14 protein-coding genes and 1 pseudogene are annotated in these 15,502 nt (G+C 71.1%); 14 read left to right on the top strand and 1 reads right to left on the bottom strand.

The window, feature by feature from the left end; translation table 11 throughout:
• Positions 1-9 precede the first annotated feature (9 nt).
• From ACQPZ4_RS50520 to ACQPZ4_RS50460, 13 genes and pseudogenes are all read left to right on the top strand, one after another.
• Positions 10-789, top strand: a complete 780-nt coding sequence (locus ACQPZ4_RS50520; protein ID WP_433053843.1) for an ABC transporter ATP-binding protein — start codon at positions 10-12, stop codon at positions 787-789.
• Entirely contained in the window at positions 780-2,561 is a 1,782-nt protein-coding gene (locus ACQPZ4_RS50515) for an ABC transporter permease (RefSeq protein ID WP_433053840.1), read from the top strand. The genes ACQPZ4_RS50520 and ACQPZ4_RS50515 overlap by 10 nt, the downstream gene beginning before the upstream one ends.
• Before the next feature lie 90 nt (positions 2,562-2,651).
• Complete coding sequence (locus ACQPZ4_RS50510) at positions 2,652-3,146, top strand: flavin reductase family protein (RefSeq protein WP_433053837.1); 495 nt, start codon at positions 2,652-2,654, stop codon at positions 3,144-3,146.
• A 170-nt stretch (positions 3,147-3,316) separates the two neighbouring features.
• Positions 3,317-3,700: a DUF485 domain-containing protein gene (locus ACQPZ4_RS50505; RefSeq protein ID WP_433053834.1), complete on the top strand. Its 384-nt coding sequence runs from the start codon at positions 3,317-3,319 to the stop codon at positions 3,698-3,700.
• Positions 3,693-5,175: pseudogene (locus tag ACQPZ4_RS50500) on the top strand (solute symporter family protein); the annotation flags it as partial. The gene ACQPZ4_RS50505 and the pseudogene ACQPZ4_RS50500, both read left to right, overlap by 8 nt.
• Before the next feature lie 363 nt (positions 5,176-5,538).
• Positions 5,539-6,507 carry an NAD-dependent epimerase/dehydratase family protein gene (locus ACQPZ4_RS50495; RefSeq protein ID WP_433053831.1) on the top strand — a complete coding sequence of 323 codons (969 nt, stop codon included), beginning with the start codon at positions 5,539-5,541 and terminating at the stop codon, positions 6,505-6,507.
• Between the two features lie 71 nt (positions 6,508-6,578).
• Positions 6,579-7,817, top strand: coding sequence for an LCP family protein (locus ACQPZ4_RS50490; RefSeq protein WP_433053828.1), 1,239 nt, complete (start codon positions 6,579-6,581; stop codon positions 7,815-7,817).
• A gap of 319 nt (positions 7,818-8,136) precedes the next feature.
• Positions 8,137-9,213, top strand: a complete 1,077-nt coding sequence (locus tag ACQPZ4_RS50485; protein WP_433053825.1) for an LCP family protein — start codon at positions 8,137-8,139, stop codon at positions 9,211-9,213.
• Positions 9,214-9,240: 27 nt separating this feature from the next.
• A complete protein-coding gene (locus tag ACQPZ4_RS50480) occupies positions 9,241-9,579 on the top strand; it encodes a rhodanese-like domain-containing protein (protein WP_433053822.1) in 339 nt (112 codons plus the stop codon).
• Positions 9,560-10,405, top strand: a complete 846-nt coding sequence (locus tag ACQPZ4_RS50475) for a glycerophosphodiester phosphodiesterase (RefSeq protein WP_433053819.1) — start codon at positions 9,560-9,562, stop codon at positions 10,403-10,405. The genes ACQPZ4_RS50480 and ACQPZ4_RS50475 overlap by 20 nt, the downstream gene beginning before the upstream one ends.
• Before the next feature lie 59 nt (positions 10,406-10,464).
• Positions 10,465-11,955, top strand: a complete 1,491-nt coding sequence (locus tag ACQPZ4_RS50470) for an ATP-binding protein (protein ID WP_433053816.1) — start codon at positions 10,465-10,467, stop codon at positions 11,953-11,955.
• Between the two features lie 4 nt (positions 11,956-11,959).
• Positions 11,960-12,361, top strand: a complete 402-nt coding sequence (locus tag ACQPZ4_RS50465) for an ATP-binding protein (RefSeq protein WP_433053813.1) — start codon at positions 11,960-11,962, stop codon at positions 12,359-12,361.
• A 142-nt stretch (positions 12,362-12,503) separates the two neighbouring features.
• The gene (locus ACQPZ4_RS50460; protein ID WP_433053811.1) at positions 12,504-13,388 is read left to right on the top strand and encodes a DUF5926 family protein; all 885 of its coding nucleotides are present in this window, start codon (positions 12,504-12,506) and stop codon (positions 13,386-13,388) included.
• Here ACQPZ4_RS50460 and ACQPZ4_RS50455 read toward each other — a convergent pair.
• The gene (locus tag ACQPZ4_RS50455; RefSeq protein WP_433053809.1) at positions 13,385-14,557 is read right to left on the bottom strand and encodes an arginine deiminase; all 1,173 of its coding nucleotides are present in this window, start codon (positions 14,555-14,557) and stop codon (positions 13,385-13,387) included. The genes ACQPZ4_RS50460 and ACQPZ4_RS50455 overlap by 4 nt on opposite strands.
• A 192-nt stretch (positions 14,558-14,749) precedes the next feature.
• Here ACQPZ4_RS50455 and ACQPZ4_RS50450 point away from each other — a divergent pair, with 192 nt between their 5' ends.
• A complete protein-coding gene (locus ACQPZ4_RS50450) occupies positions 14,750-15,451 on the top strand; it encodes a hypothetical protein (protein ID WP_433053806.1) in 702 nt (233 codons plus the stop codon).
• The last annotated feature ends 51 nt before the right edge of the window (positions 15,452-15,502 follow it).

Below are 15,502 nucleotides of genomic sequence, written 5' to 3'. Positions count from 1 at the left end.
GTGGACAGCGTGACCTACGTTCAAAATGTGACGAGCGGGCCGAATTCGGCTCTCGCGCTGCGGGGGCTCACGAAGCGTTTCGATGACAAGGTCGCGGTCGCCGGGGTCGACCTCGACGTGCCGACCGGGTCGTTCTTCGGGCTGCTGGGCCCGAACGGCGCCGGCAAGACCACCTCCCTGTCGATGGCGGTCGGGCTGCTGCGCCCCGATGCCGGCCACGCGTACGTGCTCGGGCACGACGTGTGGTCCGATCCGGTCGAGGCCAAGCGGCGCCTGGGCGCGCTGCCGGACTCCGCGCGGATGTTCGACCGGCTCTCGGGGAGCGAGCTGCTCGCGTACACCGGGCTGCTCCGGGGTCTTCCCCAGGACGTCGTGGACTCCCGCGCGGCCGAGCTGCTCGACGTGCTCGGCCTGGCCGACGCCGGGCGGACGCTGGTCGTGGACTACTCGGCCGGCATGAAGAAGAAGATCGGCCTGGCCTGCGCGCTGCTGCACGCGCCGCGGCTGCTGGTGCTCGACGAGCCGTTCGAGGCGGTCGACCCGGTCTCCGGCGCGCTCATCCGGGACATCCTGATCCGCTACGTGCGCAACGGCGGCACGGTGATCTTCTCCAGCCACGTGATGGCCGTGGTCGAGAAGCTGTGCACGCACATCGCGATCCTGGCCGACGGGCGGATCAAGGTCGTCGGCACCACGGACGAGGTCCGCGGCGGGCGCGAGCTCGAGGACGTCTTCGTCGACGTGGTCGGCGGCCGCGTGTCCACCGGCGCGGAGCTGTCGTGGCTGTGACCGGCGGACCCGATGCGGTTCCCGGCCTGATCCCGCAGCAGCGGCCCGCACCGGCCGAGGCCCCGTCGCTGCGGCCGCACGAGCCGATTCCGACGAGCCAACCGCGCATCTTGTACTTCGTGCGCCTCAAACTGCGCATCATCGGCAACTCGCTGCGGCCCGGCCGGTCGCACGCGGCGGACTCGGCCGGCAAACGGCTCGGCCGCCACTCGCGGCTGATCCTGTTCATCTTCGGCGCGCTGTTCGGGCTCTGGGGCGCGTTCATCGGCTTCGCCGCGTTCGCCGCGAGCAGCCTCGCCGGCGACACCCTGCGCCCGACCGTGGCCGCCTTCGCGGGTGCCGCCGCCGTACTCGCCTGGGTCTTCGTCCCGCTGCTGTTCTTCGGCGTCGACGAGACACTCGACCCGGCCCGCTTCGCGCTGCTGCCGGTGCCGCGCCGCACGCTGATCGGCGGCATGCTGGCCGCGGCGTTCGTCGGCATCCCGCCGACCGCCACGCTGCTGGCCACCCTCGGCTCGGTGATCGGCGGCGCGATGAAGGGCGGGTTCGGGGCCGCGCTCGTCGCGGTGCTCGGCGCGGCCGTCGGGCTCGGCGTGTGCGTGGCCGCGAGCCGCGCGGTGACCAGCGCGTTCGCCCGGATGCTGCGCTCGCGCCGGGTCCGCGACCTGGCCGCGCTGCTCATCGCGCTGCTGGGCATCTCGTGCAACCCGATCTTCCAGCTCGTCTTCGCGCTCGTCCAGCACGGCGAGTCGCGGCAGGCCACGGTGGTCGGCGAGGTGCTGTCGTGGACGCCGCTCGCCGCGCCGTACGTCGCGTACGCCGACGCGATCGCCGGCGACTGGGCCCTCGTCCCGGTGCGCCTGCTGATCGGCGTGGCCGGGATCGCCCTGCTGCTCTGGTGGTGGTCGCGGACGATCGAGTCGGCCATGGTCGGCAGCGCCGCGGGCCCGGGCGCGAAGAACCGGGCGGCCAGCGGCGAGACCCCGGTGCGCGCCTTCGTCCCGCGGATCGTGCGGTTCCTGCCGGCCGGGCGGTTCACCGCGCTGCTGTCCCGCGAGCTGCGGTACTGGCTGCGCGACCCCCGCCGCCGCGCCAGCCTCATCTCGCTGCTGGCGGCGTCGGTGGTCATCCCGTTCGCGTTCACCTTCGGCCTCAACGGCGGGCAGTCCCAGGGCGCCTCGCTCAGTCAGGGCGCGCTCGTGTTCTCGCTGATGTTCGCGGGCGCGTTCGTCGGCCTGGTGCTGGTGAACCAGTTCGGCAACGACGGCACCGCGTACGCCCTGCACATGCTCACCGCGATCCCCGGCCAGGTCGAGCTGGCGGCCCGCGCCGTGGCCGTGGGCATTCTGGCGTTTCCGCTGCTGCTTGCCGGTACCATCGCGGCTTCGATCTTGAGCGGGCACGCCGATCAGCTCGCGGCCGCCATCGGGGTCGGGCTGTGTGCCTTCGGCATCTCGGTGGGCGCGGCGGGCATCACGTCGGTGCTGGCGCCCTATCCGATGCCGGACTCGACCAACCCGTTCGCGATGAACAGCGGCCGCGGCGGGGCCAAGGGGCTGCTGTCGTTCGTGAGCATGTTCGCCACCTGGATCCTCACCGCGCCGCTGGCCGTCGCGTTCGCGCTGCTGCCCGGCGGCACGTCCTGGATCCTGCTGCCGATCGGGCTGGCGTGGGGCTTCGCGCTCGCCTGGCTGGGCACCCGGCTGGCCGGCAACGTCCTGCAGCGGCGCGCGCCGGAGGTCTTGGCCGCGGTGACCCCGAAGCGGGCCTGACGACCGGGGGCAACGTCCTGCAGCGGCGCGCTCCGGAGGTCTTGGCCGCGGTGACCCCGAAGCGGGCCTGACGACCGGGAGAATGGGGGCGTGAGCATTCACGCCTCCGACCCGTTCGCGACCCCCGACGAGCTCAAGTCGCCCGTGCGGCGCCTGCGCGGGCGGCTCCCGGCCGCGGTCACGCTGTGGACGGCCGCCGGTGACCGCGGCCTGACGGTCTCCTCGCTGCTGGTCGTGGACGGCGACCCCGGCCGCGTCCTGGGCCTGATCGACGACGAGAGCGACTTCTGGGCGGCGGCCGAGGCGGCCGGGCGCTTCGCGGTGAGCCTGCTGACCCCCGAGGACCGCCAGCTCGCCGACAAGTTCGCGGGCCTGATGCCGGCGCCGGGCGGGCTGTTCGCGACCGGCGAGTGGGAGCGCACCGACTTCGGCCCGGTGCCGCGCGGCCGCTCGTGGGCCGGCTGCCGGCTCGTCGGCGCCGAGGCCAAGGGGTGGTCGCTGCTCGTCGAGGGCGAGCTCGAGCGCATCGAGCTGGGCGAGGCCGGCGGGGCGCTGGTCCACGAGCGGGGTCGCTACCGCGGCTGATCGACGTTTCGAGAACACCGGTAACCGGTGTGATCGGTGTCACTCGGCGCACGGACGGTGCCGTTCGGCGCACATGCGGTACCGATGCGGCGAAAAGATCTTTATAGATGCCTGCCGGGTTCCTAGCGTGCGCGGTTACCCACACCCCCAATGGCAGGTGGTGATCAACCATGAGCACCGAGACCCCGGCCGGCACGGAAGCCGACGAGAACCGCTACGTCGCCGTCGCCAATTCGCCGGAGTTCGACACGCTGCGCCGCACGCTGCGCCGCTTCGTGTTTCCCGTGTCCGCCGCGTTCCTGGTCTGGTACGCGCTGTACGTGCTGATGTCCGCATACGCCCGCGACTTCATGAGTGCCAAGGTCGTCGGGCACATCAACGTCGCCCTGATTTTCGGGTTGCTGCAGTTCGTGTCGACGTTCCTGATCGCGTGGCTCTACGCGCGGTACGCCGAGCGCCGGATCGACCCGCTGGCCGACGACCTGCGGGCCAAGATCGAGGGCACCCCGGCCCCGGCCGCCGCCCCGGTGACGGATGGAGACGCCGATGCCTGAGATTCTCGCCGCGGCCTCGGTGACCACCCAGCGGACGCTGACGCTGACGCTGTTCGTGATCCTGGTCGGCGTCACCCTCGCGATCACCATCTGGGCCAGCCGCCAGAACAAGACGGCCGCGGACTTCTACGCGGGCGGCCGCTCGTTCAGCGGCTTCCAGAACGGCATGGCGATCGGCGGCGACTACATGTCGGCCGCCAGCTTCCTCGGCATCGCCGGCATCATCGCGCTCAACGGCTACGACGGCTTCCTCTACAGCATCGGCTTCCTGGTCGCGTGGCTGGTCGCGCTGCTGCTGGTGGCCGAGCTGATGCGCAACTCGGGCCGCTACACGATGGCCGACGTGCTCGCCTACCGCATGCGGCAGGCGCCGGTGCGCACCGCGGGCAGCATCTCGACGATCATCGTGTCGATCTTCTACCTGCTCGCCCAGATGGTCGGCGCCGGCGCGCTCGTGGCGCTGCTGCTGGGCATCAAGGCCGGCGACACGTTCATGGGCATGAGCGCGGAGACGGCCAAGATCGTCACGATCGCGCTCATCGGCGTGCTGATGATCGTGTACGTCACGGTCGGCGGCATGAAGGGCACGACCTACGTGCAGATCGTCAAGGCGTTCATGCTGATGATCGGCGCCCTGGTCCTGACCCTGCTCGTCCTCGCGCACTACAAGTTCAACCTGTCGAGCCTGCTCGGCGAGGCGGCGGCGAAGTCGGGCCGCAACCCGACCGAGTCGTTCCTGGAGCCGGGGTTGCGCTACGGCCGCGAGTTCGCCGGGAACGCGACGGCGACCCTGGTGAGCAAGCTGGACCTGATCTCGCTCGGCCTGGCCCTGGTGCTCGGCACCGCCGGCCTGCCGCACATCCTGATCCGGTTCTACACCGTCCCCAACGCCAAGGCGGCCCGCAAGAGCGTCGTCTGGGCGATCGGCCTCATCGGCGTGTTCTACCTGATGACCCTGGCGCTGGGCTTCGGTGCCGCGGCGCTGGTCGGCCGCCAGGCGATCGTCGCGCAGGACGCGGCCGGCAACACGGCCGCACCACAGCTCGCCCAAGTGCTGGGGCAGGACTATCTCGGCGGTGACTTCGGCGGCTCGCTGCTGCTGGCCATCATCGCCGCGGTCGCCTTCGCCACCATCCTCGCCGTGGTCGCCGGGCTCACCCTGGCGTCCTCGTCCTCGCTGGCGCACGACCTGTACGCCAACGTGATCAAGCGGGGCCAGACGGACGAGCGGCAGGAGGTCGTGGTCGCGCGGTACTCGGCGTTCGCGATCGGCGCCGTGGCCATCGTGCTCGGCATCGTCGCGCGCAACCTCAACGTCGCCTTCCTGGTGGCGCTGGCGTTCGCGATCGCCGCGTCGGCGAACCTGCCGGCGATCCTGTTCTCGCTGTTCTGGAAGCGGTTCAACACCCGCGGCGCGACCTGGGGCATCTACGCCGGCCTCATCTCGGCCGTCGGCGTGGTGCTGATGAGCCCGATCGCCTGGGGCGGCGTCAGCGACGCCCGCACCCCGGCCACGCTCACCGCGGCCCAGGCCAAGGAGTGCGGGGTGGCCCAGACGTCGAAGGAGGTCTCGAACGCCACGGCGCTGTTCAGCTGCACCACGGCGGCGCCGATCCCGCTGGAGAACCCGGGGCTGATCTCGATCCCGATCGGGTTCATCTTCGCCGCCATCGGGGCGATGACCAGCAAGGAGCGGGACCCCAAGAAGTACGCGGAGCTGGAGGCCCGGTCGCTGACCGGCGCCGGCGCGCACTGACGATCCAATCCGAATGCGTACCGGGTCCGGGGGCGCCGCCGAGCCCCCGGACCCCGTACCGGGACACGCTAGGCTGTCGGTCATGGTCGTTGCGCAGCGTTACGGCGAGGGTCACCGTGTTCTTCTGACCGGTGGTGCCGGGTTTGTCGGCTCTCACCTCGCGGATGCCCTGATTGCCCGAGGGGCGGAAGTCGTCGTGGTCGACAACTTCCTTACGGGGAGTAAGGACAACGTCGCGCATCTGCACGACAACCCGCGCTTCACGCTGGTCGAGGCCGACGTCACCGAGCCGCTGCCGGCCGTCGACGCCCTGAGCGCGCGCTTCGACGTGATCATGCACTTCGCCTCGCCGGCCAGCCCGACCGACTTCGAGTCGCTGCCGATCGAGATCCTGCGGGTCGGCTCGGTCGCCACCCTCCAGCTGCTGGAGCGGGCGGTCAACGACGGCGCGCGGTTCATCATGGCCTCGACCTCCGAGGCGTACGGCGACCCGCTGGTCCACCCGCAGCCCGAGTCCTACTGGGGCAACGTCAACCCGATCGGCATCCGCAGCGTCTACGACGAGGCCAAGCGGTTCTCCGAGGCGGCCGTCATGGGCTACCACCGCCGCCGGGGCGCCGACGTGGGCATCGTGCGGATCTTCAACACGTACGGCGAGCGCATGCGCCCCGACGACGGCCGCGCCATCCCGACCTTCATCTCGCAGGCGCTGCGCGGCGAGGCGATCACGGTGCACGGCACCGGCACCCAGACCCGCTCGATCACCTACGTCTCCGACCTCGTGCGCGGCATCCTGCTGCTGCTCGACTCGGGCGAGACCGGCCCGGTCAACTGCGGCACCACGCACGAGATGACCATGCTCGAGCTGGCCGAGACGATCGTGCGGATTTGCGACAGCTCCTCCCGCGTGGCGCTCGTCGCCCGGACCGCGGACGACCCCGAGCGCCGCCGGCCCGACCTGACCAAGGCCCGTGAGCTGCTCGGATATGCCCCGACCACCGGCCCGGAAGAGGGACTCGCGCGCACCGTGGAGTACTTCCGCAGCCGCTGAGCTCTCCCGGGTTCGTGCCGCGCCCGCCGCGCTTACGTGGCGTGGCGGCGCGGGCTTCGTATCGTGGATGTATGCCCACCACGCCCGCCTCCCGCGGCCCGTCCTCGGGTCGCGCCTCGGTGCCCGGCGCGCTCACTCCGACGTCGGGCGCCCGTGCCCGCGTCTCCCGAGCCAACGCCCCTACGAGCCCGTCGTCGCCTGGCGTGTACGGCCGGCCCGGTTCACCGCCGCCGCCCGACCGCCCCGGGCGCACGCCCGGCAACGGCGGCCAGTACTCCGGCCGCAAGAAGATCCGTCCGCGCTGGGGCCGCATCGCCCTGGTCGCCGGGGCGGGCATCCTCGTGCTGGCGCTGCTGGCCGGGCTCGGCGGGTACATCTACTACCGCAACGTCGACTCGGGCCTCAACCGCGACGACCCGTTCTCGCAGATCACCGACGGCCGGCCGCCCAAGGTGGCCGACGGCGCGCTGAACATCCTGCTGCTGGGCAGCGACTCCCGCGACCCCGACAACGGGGGCAAGGCGGGCGAGTGGCGCACCGACACGATGATCATGTTGCACATCCCGGCCGACCACCAGAAGGCCTACCTGATCTCGATGCCGCGCGACCTCTACGTGCACATCCCCAAGAGCAAGACGACGCCGTACGGCAACACGAACGCCAAGCTCAACGCGTCCTTCTCGTGGGGTGGCACGCCGCTGACCGTGCAGACGATCGAGGAGTACACGAAGGTCCGGATGGATCACGTGCTGCTCATCGACTTCGGCGGCTTCAAGCAGGTCATCGACGCCCTCGGCGGCATCGACATGAACATCGAGAAGGACATCACCTCGATCCACCCGCCGAAGCGGCAGTTCAAGAAGGGCATGAACCACCTCAACGGCGACGAGGCGCTGGACTACGCGCGGCAGCGCTACCAGTTCGCGGACGGCGACTTCGCCCGCATGCGGCACCAGCAGGAGATGATGAAGGCCATCCTGGACAAGGCGGTCAGCTCCGGCACGGTGACCAGCCCGACCAAGCTGAACTCGTTCCTGAAGGCCGTCACCAAGGCGATGACCGTCGACAAGGACTTCTCGCTGGCCGACATGGCGCTGCAGTTCCGCAGCCTGCGCAGCGACGACCTCACGTTCATGGTCAGCCCGAACGACGGCAGCAAGAAGATCAATGGCGAGGACGTCGTGGTGCCGGACAAGGAGAAGGCCACCGCACTGTACGACGCCGTGCGCAACGACAAGATGGCGGACTGGATGGCCGCCAACGGCCCGAAGCCCTCGACGGCGCCATCGACGCCGGCGAAGACGAAGTAGTACCGGCCTAAATCGGAAAAGCCCGGGCATGTCCCCCCTGGTGCGGGGTTGCATGCCCGGGCTGTCGTCTACATCTCATTGCCCCCACGCCGGGTGAACGAGTAGAAATCGCCTCATTGACGACTTCCCGGGGATCGTGTACCGGCTTCGCGGTCAGCGCATTCGTGCCCGCGAAAGTAGACTCGTATGGATTCCCGCCGGAGCGCGGGCGGGGTTGGCTCGGGGGCAGTGCATGCAGAGCGACGTGGACGGACAGGCCGGCACCGCCGCCGATGTGCCACCCGTGATTGAGACCGGGCGATCTGGGAAATCCAAGAAGGTGAAGCTTCCCGGCCGCGACCCGATCTGGGCCCGGCTGCTCATCGCCCTCGGACTGGTCGTCGTGCTGCTCTCCGGCACCGCCGTCGCGGGCGTCAACGCGCTGAACAAGCGGTACACCGGGGCGATCAACCAACGGACGCTGCTGGGTGAGAACTCGCGCGCCGGCACGCCCGCCGAGACCCACCACAACACGGTCACCGGCCCGCTGAACTTCCTGCTGCTCGGCTCGGACCTGCGCGCCCTCGACCCGGAGGACGGCCAGCGCTCCGACTCGATCATCATCGTGCACATCCCGGCCACCATGGACCGGGCCTACCTGCTGTCGATCCCGCGCGACCTGCGGGTGGCGATCCCGGCCTTCCCGGCCACGGGCTTCCGCGGCTCGTCGCACGAGAAGATCAACGGCGCCTTCCAGCACGGCGGCGGCGGCGAGGGCGGCGTCCAGCTGCTCGCCGAGACGCTGCACGGGCTGCTCGGCATCCAGTTCGACGGGGCCGCGATCGTCGACTTCGACGGCTTCAAGACCGCGGTCGACCTGCTCGGCGGCGTCGACATGTGCATCGACCAGAAGGTCACCTCGATCCACCTCGGCTGGGACGACCAGGGCAACTACCTTTCGCCGGCCGACGGCGGCCACCCGGCCGTCTACGAGCCCGGCTGCCACCACCTGGAGTCGTACCAGGCGCTCGACCTCGTCCGGCAGCGCAAGAGCCTCGCCAACGGCGACTACGACCGCCAGAAGAACCAGCAGAAGTTCATCCGGGCGATGCTCGACAAGGCGCAGGAGAAGGACCTCACCACCAACCCGATCGCGCTGGACAAGTTCATCCGGGCGATCGGCCAGGCGCTGACCGTGGACACCAACGGCGTCTCGCTGGCCGACCTGATGTTCGCGCTGCGCAACGTGAGCCCGAGCAACCTGATCGGCCTGCAGGTGCCCTCGGAGCCGCAGGACATCGGCGGCATCTCCTACGTCGTGGCGCTCAACGAGGCCGAGGGGCTCTACACCGCCATGCGCGACGACCTGCTCGACTCGTGGGCGGTCGAGAACCCCACCTGGGTCAACCACATGTGAGTCGGGGCCGCCGGATAGCCTGAAACTGTGTTCAGGGGACCATCCATCCCGACCGCCTCGGTCGGTGACATCGCAGAAGACGCCTACCTGCTCGACGTGCGTGAGGACGACGAGTGGGCGGCGGGCCACGCGCCCGGCGCCGTACACGTGCCGATGATGCAGATTCCGGCGAGCCTCGGCGACATTCCGACCGACCGCGACGTGTTCGTGGTCTGCCGGGTCGGCGGGCGCTCGGCCCAGGTCGTGGCGTTCCTGCAGCAGAACGGCGTGGACAACGCGATCAACGTCGGCGGCGGCATGCAGAGCTGGGAAGCGACCGGCCGGGCCATGGTGAGCGAGGACGGCGGTGCTCCCCGCGTCGTCTGAGGGCGCCGACGGCTGGCGGCCACTGGTCTTCGCGCACCGCGGCTCGTCGCGCACGCACGCCGAGCACACGCTCGACGCGTACCTGCTCGCCATCGAGGAGGGCGCCGACGGCCTGGAGTGCGACGTGCGGCTCACCCGCGACGGCCACCTGGTCTGCCTGCACGACTCGCGCATCGACCGCACCAGCGACGGCCGGGGCCGGGTCAGCACCCAGACCCTGGCCGAGCTGGACCGCTTCGACTTCGCCTCCTGGCGCGCCGACCCGCCCAACGAGCTGATCGTCGAGCGCAGCCACGGCGACGAGCGGGTCCGGGGCCGGCTGCTCACCCTCGACCGGCTGCTCGGCGTGGCGACCGACGCCGGCCGCCCGATGCGGGTGCTCATCGAAACCAAACACCCCGTCCGGTACGGCGGTGCGGTCGAAGCGGCCCTGCTGCGGCTTTTGCGGCGGTACGGCCTGGATCGCCCGGATCCCGAGCGCCCCCTCCAGGTGACGGTCATGTCGTTCTCGACCAACGCCGTCAAGCGCGTCCACCAGCAGGCCCCGAACCTGCCCACCGTGATGCTCATCGACGTCTGGTCGGTGCCGAGCCGCATCGGCCGGCTCCCGCCGGGCAGTTCCATCGGCGGCCCCGGAGTACAGCTCCTGCGCGCCGCGCCCGAGCTCGTCGACCGCCTGCACCGGCGCGGGCACCCGGTCTACGTGTGGACCGTGAACGAGCCGGACGAGGTCGACCTGGTGGTCAAGCTGCGCGTGGACGGCATCATCTCGGACCGCCCCGCCTACGTGATCGACCGTTTGCGCGAGCTGGGGCACCGCGCCTAGGTCACTCAACTTTCCTTCTCAACCTTTCGCGGGGCCGGGATGCGAGGCAGACTCGCACCATGGTCGATGCTGCACCGGACGACGCGTCCGGCGCCGTGTTCGGCGGCCTCGCGGAGGTCACCGAGGCGCTGAACTCCGGCGGCGGCGGACTGCCCGGCCTGCAGCGCTCCGTCGAGGTGGCCGCCGCGGTGACGGGCGCGAGCGGTGCGGCGTTCATCGAGTACGCGGTGGACAACGGCCGGGTGGTCGCGGCCGCCGGCGAGCTCGACTGGGCCCTCGGGCGCCCCATCGACCTCATCCACCCCGCGGTGCGCGGCCTGCTGCAGTTCGGCACGCGGGTGCGCGAGTTCCCCAGCAGCCTCATCGGCACCGCCGGCGGCCAGCTGCTGACCGACCGCGGCCTGCAGCGGGTGATGGCCTCCGAGGTCACCGCCAACGGGACCGGCGCCGGGGTGCTCATGGTCGGCTACCGCGACGGCGACGGGGCCGCCGACGAGCGGCAACGGGCAGCGCTGGGCTTTCTCTCCTCGTTCATCGGTCTGCAGTACGGCCTGGGCCGCGGACTTCCGGTCTACTCCGACGGCCCGGCGGTGACCCCCGCCGATGGCCCGTTCGCGCTGCTGGACCCCGAGCACCGGGTCCGCTCCTGGAACCCGCCGGCCGCCCTGCTGACCTCGCGGCCGGCCGAGACCGTGCTCGGCGAGCCGTGGCCGTTCCCGCTGCCGGCCGGCGACGCCACGATCGCGCACAAGCTGCCCTCGGGCGTCTCGATCGAGATCCGCACGGCCCGGGTGCCGGGGTCCGAGGACCTCGCGGTGTCGTTCCGGGCCCGCCCGGAGCAGCCGTCGGACGGGCGCGACCTGTTCATCGCGCTCACCGGGCACGAGTTGCGCACGCCGGTGACGGTGATCCGGGGGTACACCGACACGCTGGTCGACCACTGGGAGTCCCTCCCCGAGACCTCCCGCCGCGAGGCCATCCAGATCGTCGGGCAGCGCGCCCGCGAGCTCAGCCGCCTGGTCGACCGGCTGCTCAACGCGGTCGGCGACGACGGGCAGGCGATCGAGTCGACCACCCTGCTGCCCTTCGACCTGGTCGAGTCGCTGGCCGGCGCGGTCGAGGAGCTCAGCGGCGACCAGCGCCGGCACCTGCGGGCGGAACTGCCCGACGCGCTGCCCAAGACCCGGGGGGACCGGGCCAGCCTCGCCACGATTTTGGCGGAATTGGTCACGAATGCGGGTAAATACTCGCCGAACTGGGTAGAGATCGATCTGACCGCGGGCGCCGACCCGCAGACCGTCTGGTTCCGCGTCTCCGATCGCGGGATCGGCATCCGGCCCGAGCACGTCGAGCGCGCCTTCGACCGGTTCTGGCAACTGGAGACCGGCGACCAGCGCTCGAGCGGCGGTGTGGGGCTGGGGCTGTACCTGGTTCGCCGGATCGTCGAGCGTCAACATGGATGGGTATCATTGCGACCACGTCGAGGGGGAGGGACCGTCGCCGAAGTGCGACTGCCCCGAGCTGACGCCGACGGCCCCGGGGAGGCTTGAGAGCGTGTCCACAACCGTCGCGGAACCGCGCGCCTGGTGCGTCGTCGTACCCCATCACGCCCGGGGCGCGCACGTCGCCCGGCACCGGCTCGCGGACGAGCTGGACACCCTGGTCCCGGCCGAGCGCCTGGACGACGCCATCGCGATCGCGGCGGAGCTCGTCGGCAACGCGGTGCGGCACGCGGCCCCGCTGCCCGGTGACGTCATCCGCGTCGCCTGGCGGCTGCTCGGCGACGGCACGCTGGAGATCCGCGTGACCGACGGCGGCTCGCCCGCCGGCCCGCAGATGCGGGTGGCCGGTCCGGACTCCATCGACGGCCGCGGCCTGACCATCGTCGCCGCACTCTCGACCGGCTGGGGCGTCGAGCGCGACGGCCTCGGCCAGTGCGTCTGGGCAGTGCTGTAACTCAGATGCTGTAACTCAAATGCTGTAACCCAGATGCTTTAGCCACATTTGCCCGATTTGTGGGACCGCTCCGGGGTGAGTGCGGCGCCAGTGGCGGGTGTGTCTGCGCGCCGCGGTGCGTGAAGGCCTAGTGTGGATCGCCGTGAGCAAGCGTGCGAAGACCCCCCGTGGCCGCGCCGGCGGCGAGAAGCGCGAGAAGATCCGCGACGTGTACGTCGGCCGCCCGTTCCAGGGCCTGGCCGACGAGCCCGAGTGGGTCGCCCTGCGAGAGCTGGTACCGGCCGCCTCGGCCCCGCTGAAGCTGGCGCCCGCGTTCGCCGAGAAGTACGGCGACCGCGAGGTCACCCTCGCGACCGTCCTGCCGATGGCGTGGCCCGCCATGACCAAGCCCGACGGGCGCGTGCTGATCGGCCTGCAGCGGCACGTGCAGTCCGGCGACGTCTCGCGGGACCTGGCCGTGGCCCTGCAGTGCGGCCTGGAGACGCCGACCGGCCAGACCGTCGACATCCCGGCCCTGCCCGGCCTCGGCGACCGCCTGCAGGACGTGATCGAGAACGCCCCGCTCGAGATCACGGTGCACGACGGCTTCGAGTTCTGGCTCGACGACAACGCCACCGACGACCCGAACGTGCGCGCCTCGCTCGAGCGGGCCAACGCGAGCATCTTCCCGACCGTGAAGCTGGCCGCCGCCCCGGCCACGTACTGGTGCCAGGTCACCGACCGCTCCCACGTGCGGCTGGTCCTCGGCGACGACGAGGACCCGGCCCTGGACGCCCTGTCCCGGCTCTCGGCCGGCGGCGGGCTGCTGCTCGGCGAGAACACCAAGTTCGCGGGCATGTTCCGCGCCCACGGGCTCATCGCGCCCGTCTGGGACCTGCCGCTGGAGATCGAGGCCGGGCACTGGGAGACGCCGGTGGCCGACTTCATGCGGCGGTACCAGGAGGCCCTCGCCGTCACCGAGCCGCTGACCGCGACCGAGCGGCGCAGCAAGCAGGGCCTGATCGGCCGGCTCCAGCCACTGCGCTAACCCCGTTGGATCGGGGCGGACATGCAGCGCGGTCCGCCCCGGCCCGAGCCCAGCTCGGACCCGGAGATCCGGATCACCTCGATGCCGTGCCGCTCCAGCTGCGCGTTGGTCTCCACGTTGCGCTCGTAGGCCACGCAGAGCCGCGGCGCGATGGCCAGGGTGTTGTTGCCGTCGTCCCACTGCTCCCGCTCGGCCGTCACCGGGTCGAGGCCGGTGTCGATGACCCGCAGGGTGTCGATGCCCATCGCGGCCGCGGCGGCAGTCAGGAACGGCGCCGGGCCGGTGCACGACTCCGCCGTGAGCGTCCAGGCCTGCAGGGTGCTGGCGACGTTGGGGTACATCACGACCGCGTCGACGTCGACCATGGTGCAGACGGTGTCGAGGTGCATCGTGGCCCGCTCCTGGGCGATCGGCACGACCAGGACGGTGTGCGCCAGCCCGGCCGCGAAGCAGCGCCGCGCGAGCCGCTCGGCGCCCGAGGGACGGGTCCGCTCGCCGACGCCCACCGCCACCACGCCGGGGGCGAGCAGGAGGACGTCGCCGCCCTCCAGGTGCTCCAGCGAGGGGTCGTACAGCAGGGCGGTACCGGCGAAACGGGGATGGTGCCGGTAGATCGCGTGCGTGAGGGTGGTCTCGCGGGCCCGGGCGTGCATCGCGAGGCTCGTGACGGCCACCTGAGGTCCGATCCACACGGATGAGTCCCGCGTGAACAGCAGGTTGGGCAGCGGGTCGATCACGAAGTCGCCGGGCGCCATGAGCGCGTGCACCAGCCCGGCCCGGCCGCCCTCCAGGCCCATTTCGGCCCGGCTCAGCCCGGCCACCAGCGTCGTGGCCAGTTCCGCGGGCGCCAGCGCGTCCAGATGGGCGGCCACCCGCTCCCGCAGGGTGTCACCGAGCCGGAAGTCGGCGAGGACGGCCGCGCTCACCTCGGCCCGGGCCGCCGCGATGGTCAGCGTCTCGGCCAGCAGGGTCGCCACATAGAGCACCTCGACGCCGTGCGAACGCAGTGCGGCGGCGAAGGCGTCGTGTTCCTCTTGGGCCCGGCCGACCCATGGAATACCGTCAAAGAGCAGCGAGTCGTTGTTGCGCGGAGTCAGTCGCGCCAGCTCCGCTCCCGGACGGTGCAGAAGCACCGTGACCAGGCGTCCGACCTCTGTGTCGACACTCATAGGGTCACCCTAACGGTCGATCCGATATCGTCTGGTTGGCGCTATGTGAAATTCATGAGGCGCCGTGAATGTGGCATTCATCCCAGTCACTCCATGTCATTCTCACCACTCAAGGATGCCGACCGTGTACGTGGTCACGTACGGTGTTTGGACACACACGCAACCGAAGCGGCGACATCGGAGGTGTGCGAGATGACCGACGTCCTGTACCGCGGTCAAGATTCGCAGCCCGAAGGGTTCGAAGATCGCGTCATTGGCGACGCGGGCCGGTCGACCCCCATCGACTGGGTCCGGACCAGGAGGGCAGAGCGCGAGACACGGCGGGAGGAGGCGGCCCACAGCAGGCTGTACCGGCGCGTCGGCACCCTCATCGGCCACCTCGGCGAAGAGTGGCACGTGCTGGACCTCCGCGAGCTCGGCGGGACCGAGCGCACCAGCTTCCTGGCGGTCGGACCGGGCGGCGTGTTCGCCGTGACGGTCAAGGACCACGGGCGCAGCCGGGTCGCGTTCGCCGGAGACGTGGTCCAGATCGACGGCCGGCGGCCGCGCTACGTCGAGGAGGCCCGCCGCGAGGCGCGCGCCGCCTCCGAGGCGCTCTCCCGCAGTGGCGGCGTCTCCATCCCCGTGATGCCCGTGCTGGCGTTCGCCGGGAGCGGCAAGATCAGCTTCTACGGCGTGCCCAAGGGCTGCCTGGTCACCGCCTACCACGAGCTCCCGCGCGTGCTCAACGCCCGCGGCCAGCGGCTCGCCGCGGAGACCGTGGACAAGGTCTTCCACCTCGCCATGCACCCCGCGACCTGGTACCAGGCGGATTACGGGCAGCTGGCCGAGGGCTACCGCTGGTACCGCGACGGCGAGCAGGTGGGCACTGACAAGCGGGGTCACGCGGAGTAGCCTCTTCGAGGTGGCCGGACGCTCTTCCCACGTCCGGCGCCCCTTCGCTTT

It is taken from the genome of Dactylosporangium sp. CS-033363 (assembly GCF_050942475.1).
Lineage (GTDB): Bacteria > Actinomycetota > Actinomycetes > Mycobacteriales > Micromonosporaceae > Dactylosporangium.
Note: the sequence above shows the minus strand (reverse complement) of the source record. Positions and strands in the feature narration are given on the sequence as shown.

What these genes read in the sequence shown, in the direction of transcription:
- ACQPZ4_RS50505 (WP_433053834.1), top strand. Translation starts at nt 3,317, where the DNA reads ATGAGCACCGAGACCCCGGCCGGCACGGAAGCCGACGAGAACCGCTAC.
- ACQPZ4_RS50490 (WP_433053828.1), top strand. Translation starts at nt 6,579, where the DNA reads ATGCCCACCACGCCCGCCTCCCGCGGCCCGTCCTCGGGTCGCGCCTCG.
- ACQPZ4_RS50450 (WP_433053806.1), top strand. Translation starts at nt 14,750, where the DNA reads ATGACCGACGTCCTGTACCGCGGTCAAGATTCGCAGCCCGAAGGGTTC.
- ACQPZ4_RS50495 (WP_433053831.1), top strand. Translation starts at nt 5,539, where the DNA reads ATGGTCGTTGCGCAGCGTTACGGCGAGGGTCACCGTGTTCTTCTGACC.
- ACQPZ4_RS50470 (WP_433053816.1), top strand. Translation starts at nt 10,465, where the DNA reads ATGGTCGATGCTGCACCGGACGACGCGTCCGGCGCCGTGTTCGGCGGC.
- ACQPZ4_RS50455 (WP_433053809.1), bottom strand. Translation starts at nt 14,557, where the DNA reads ATGAGTGTCGACACAGAGGTCGGACGCCTGGTCACGGTGCTTCTGCAC.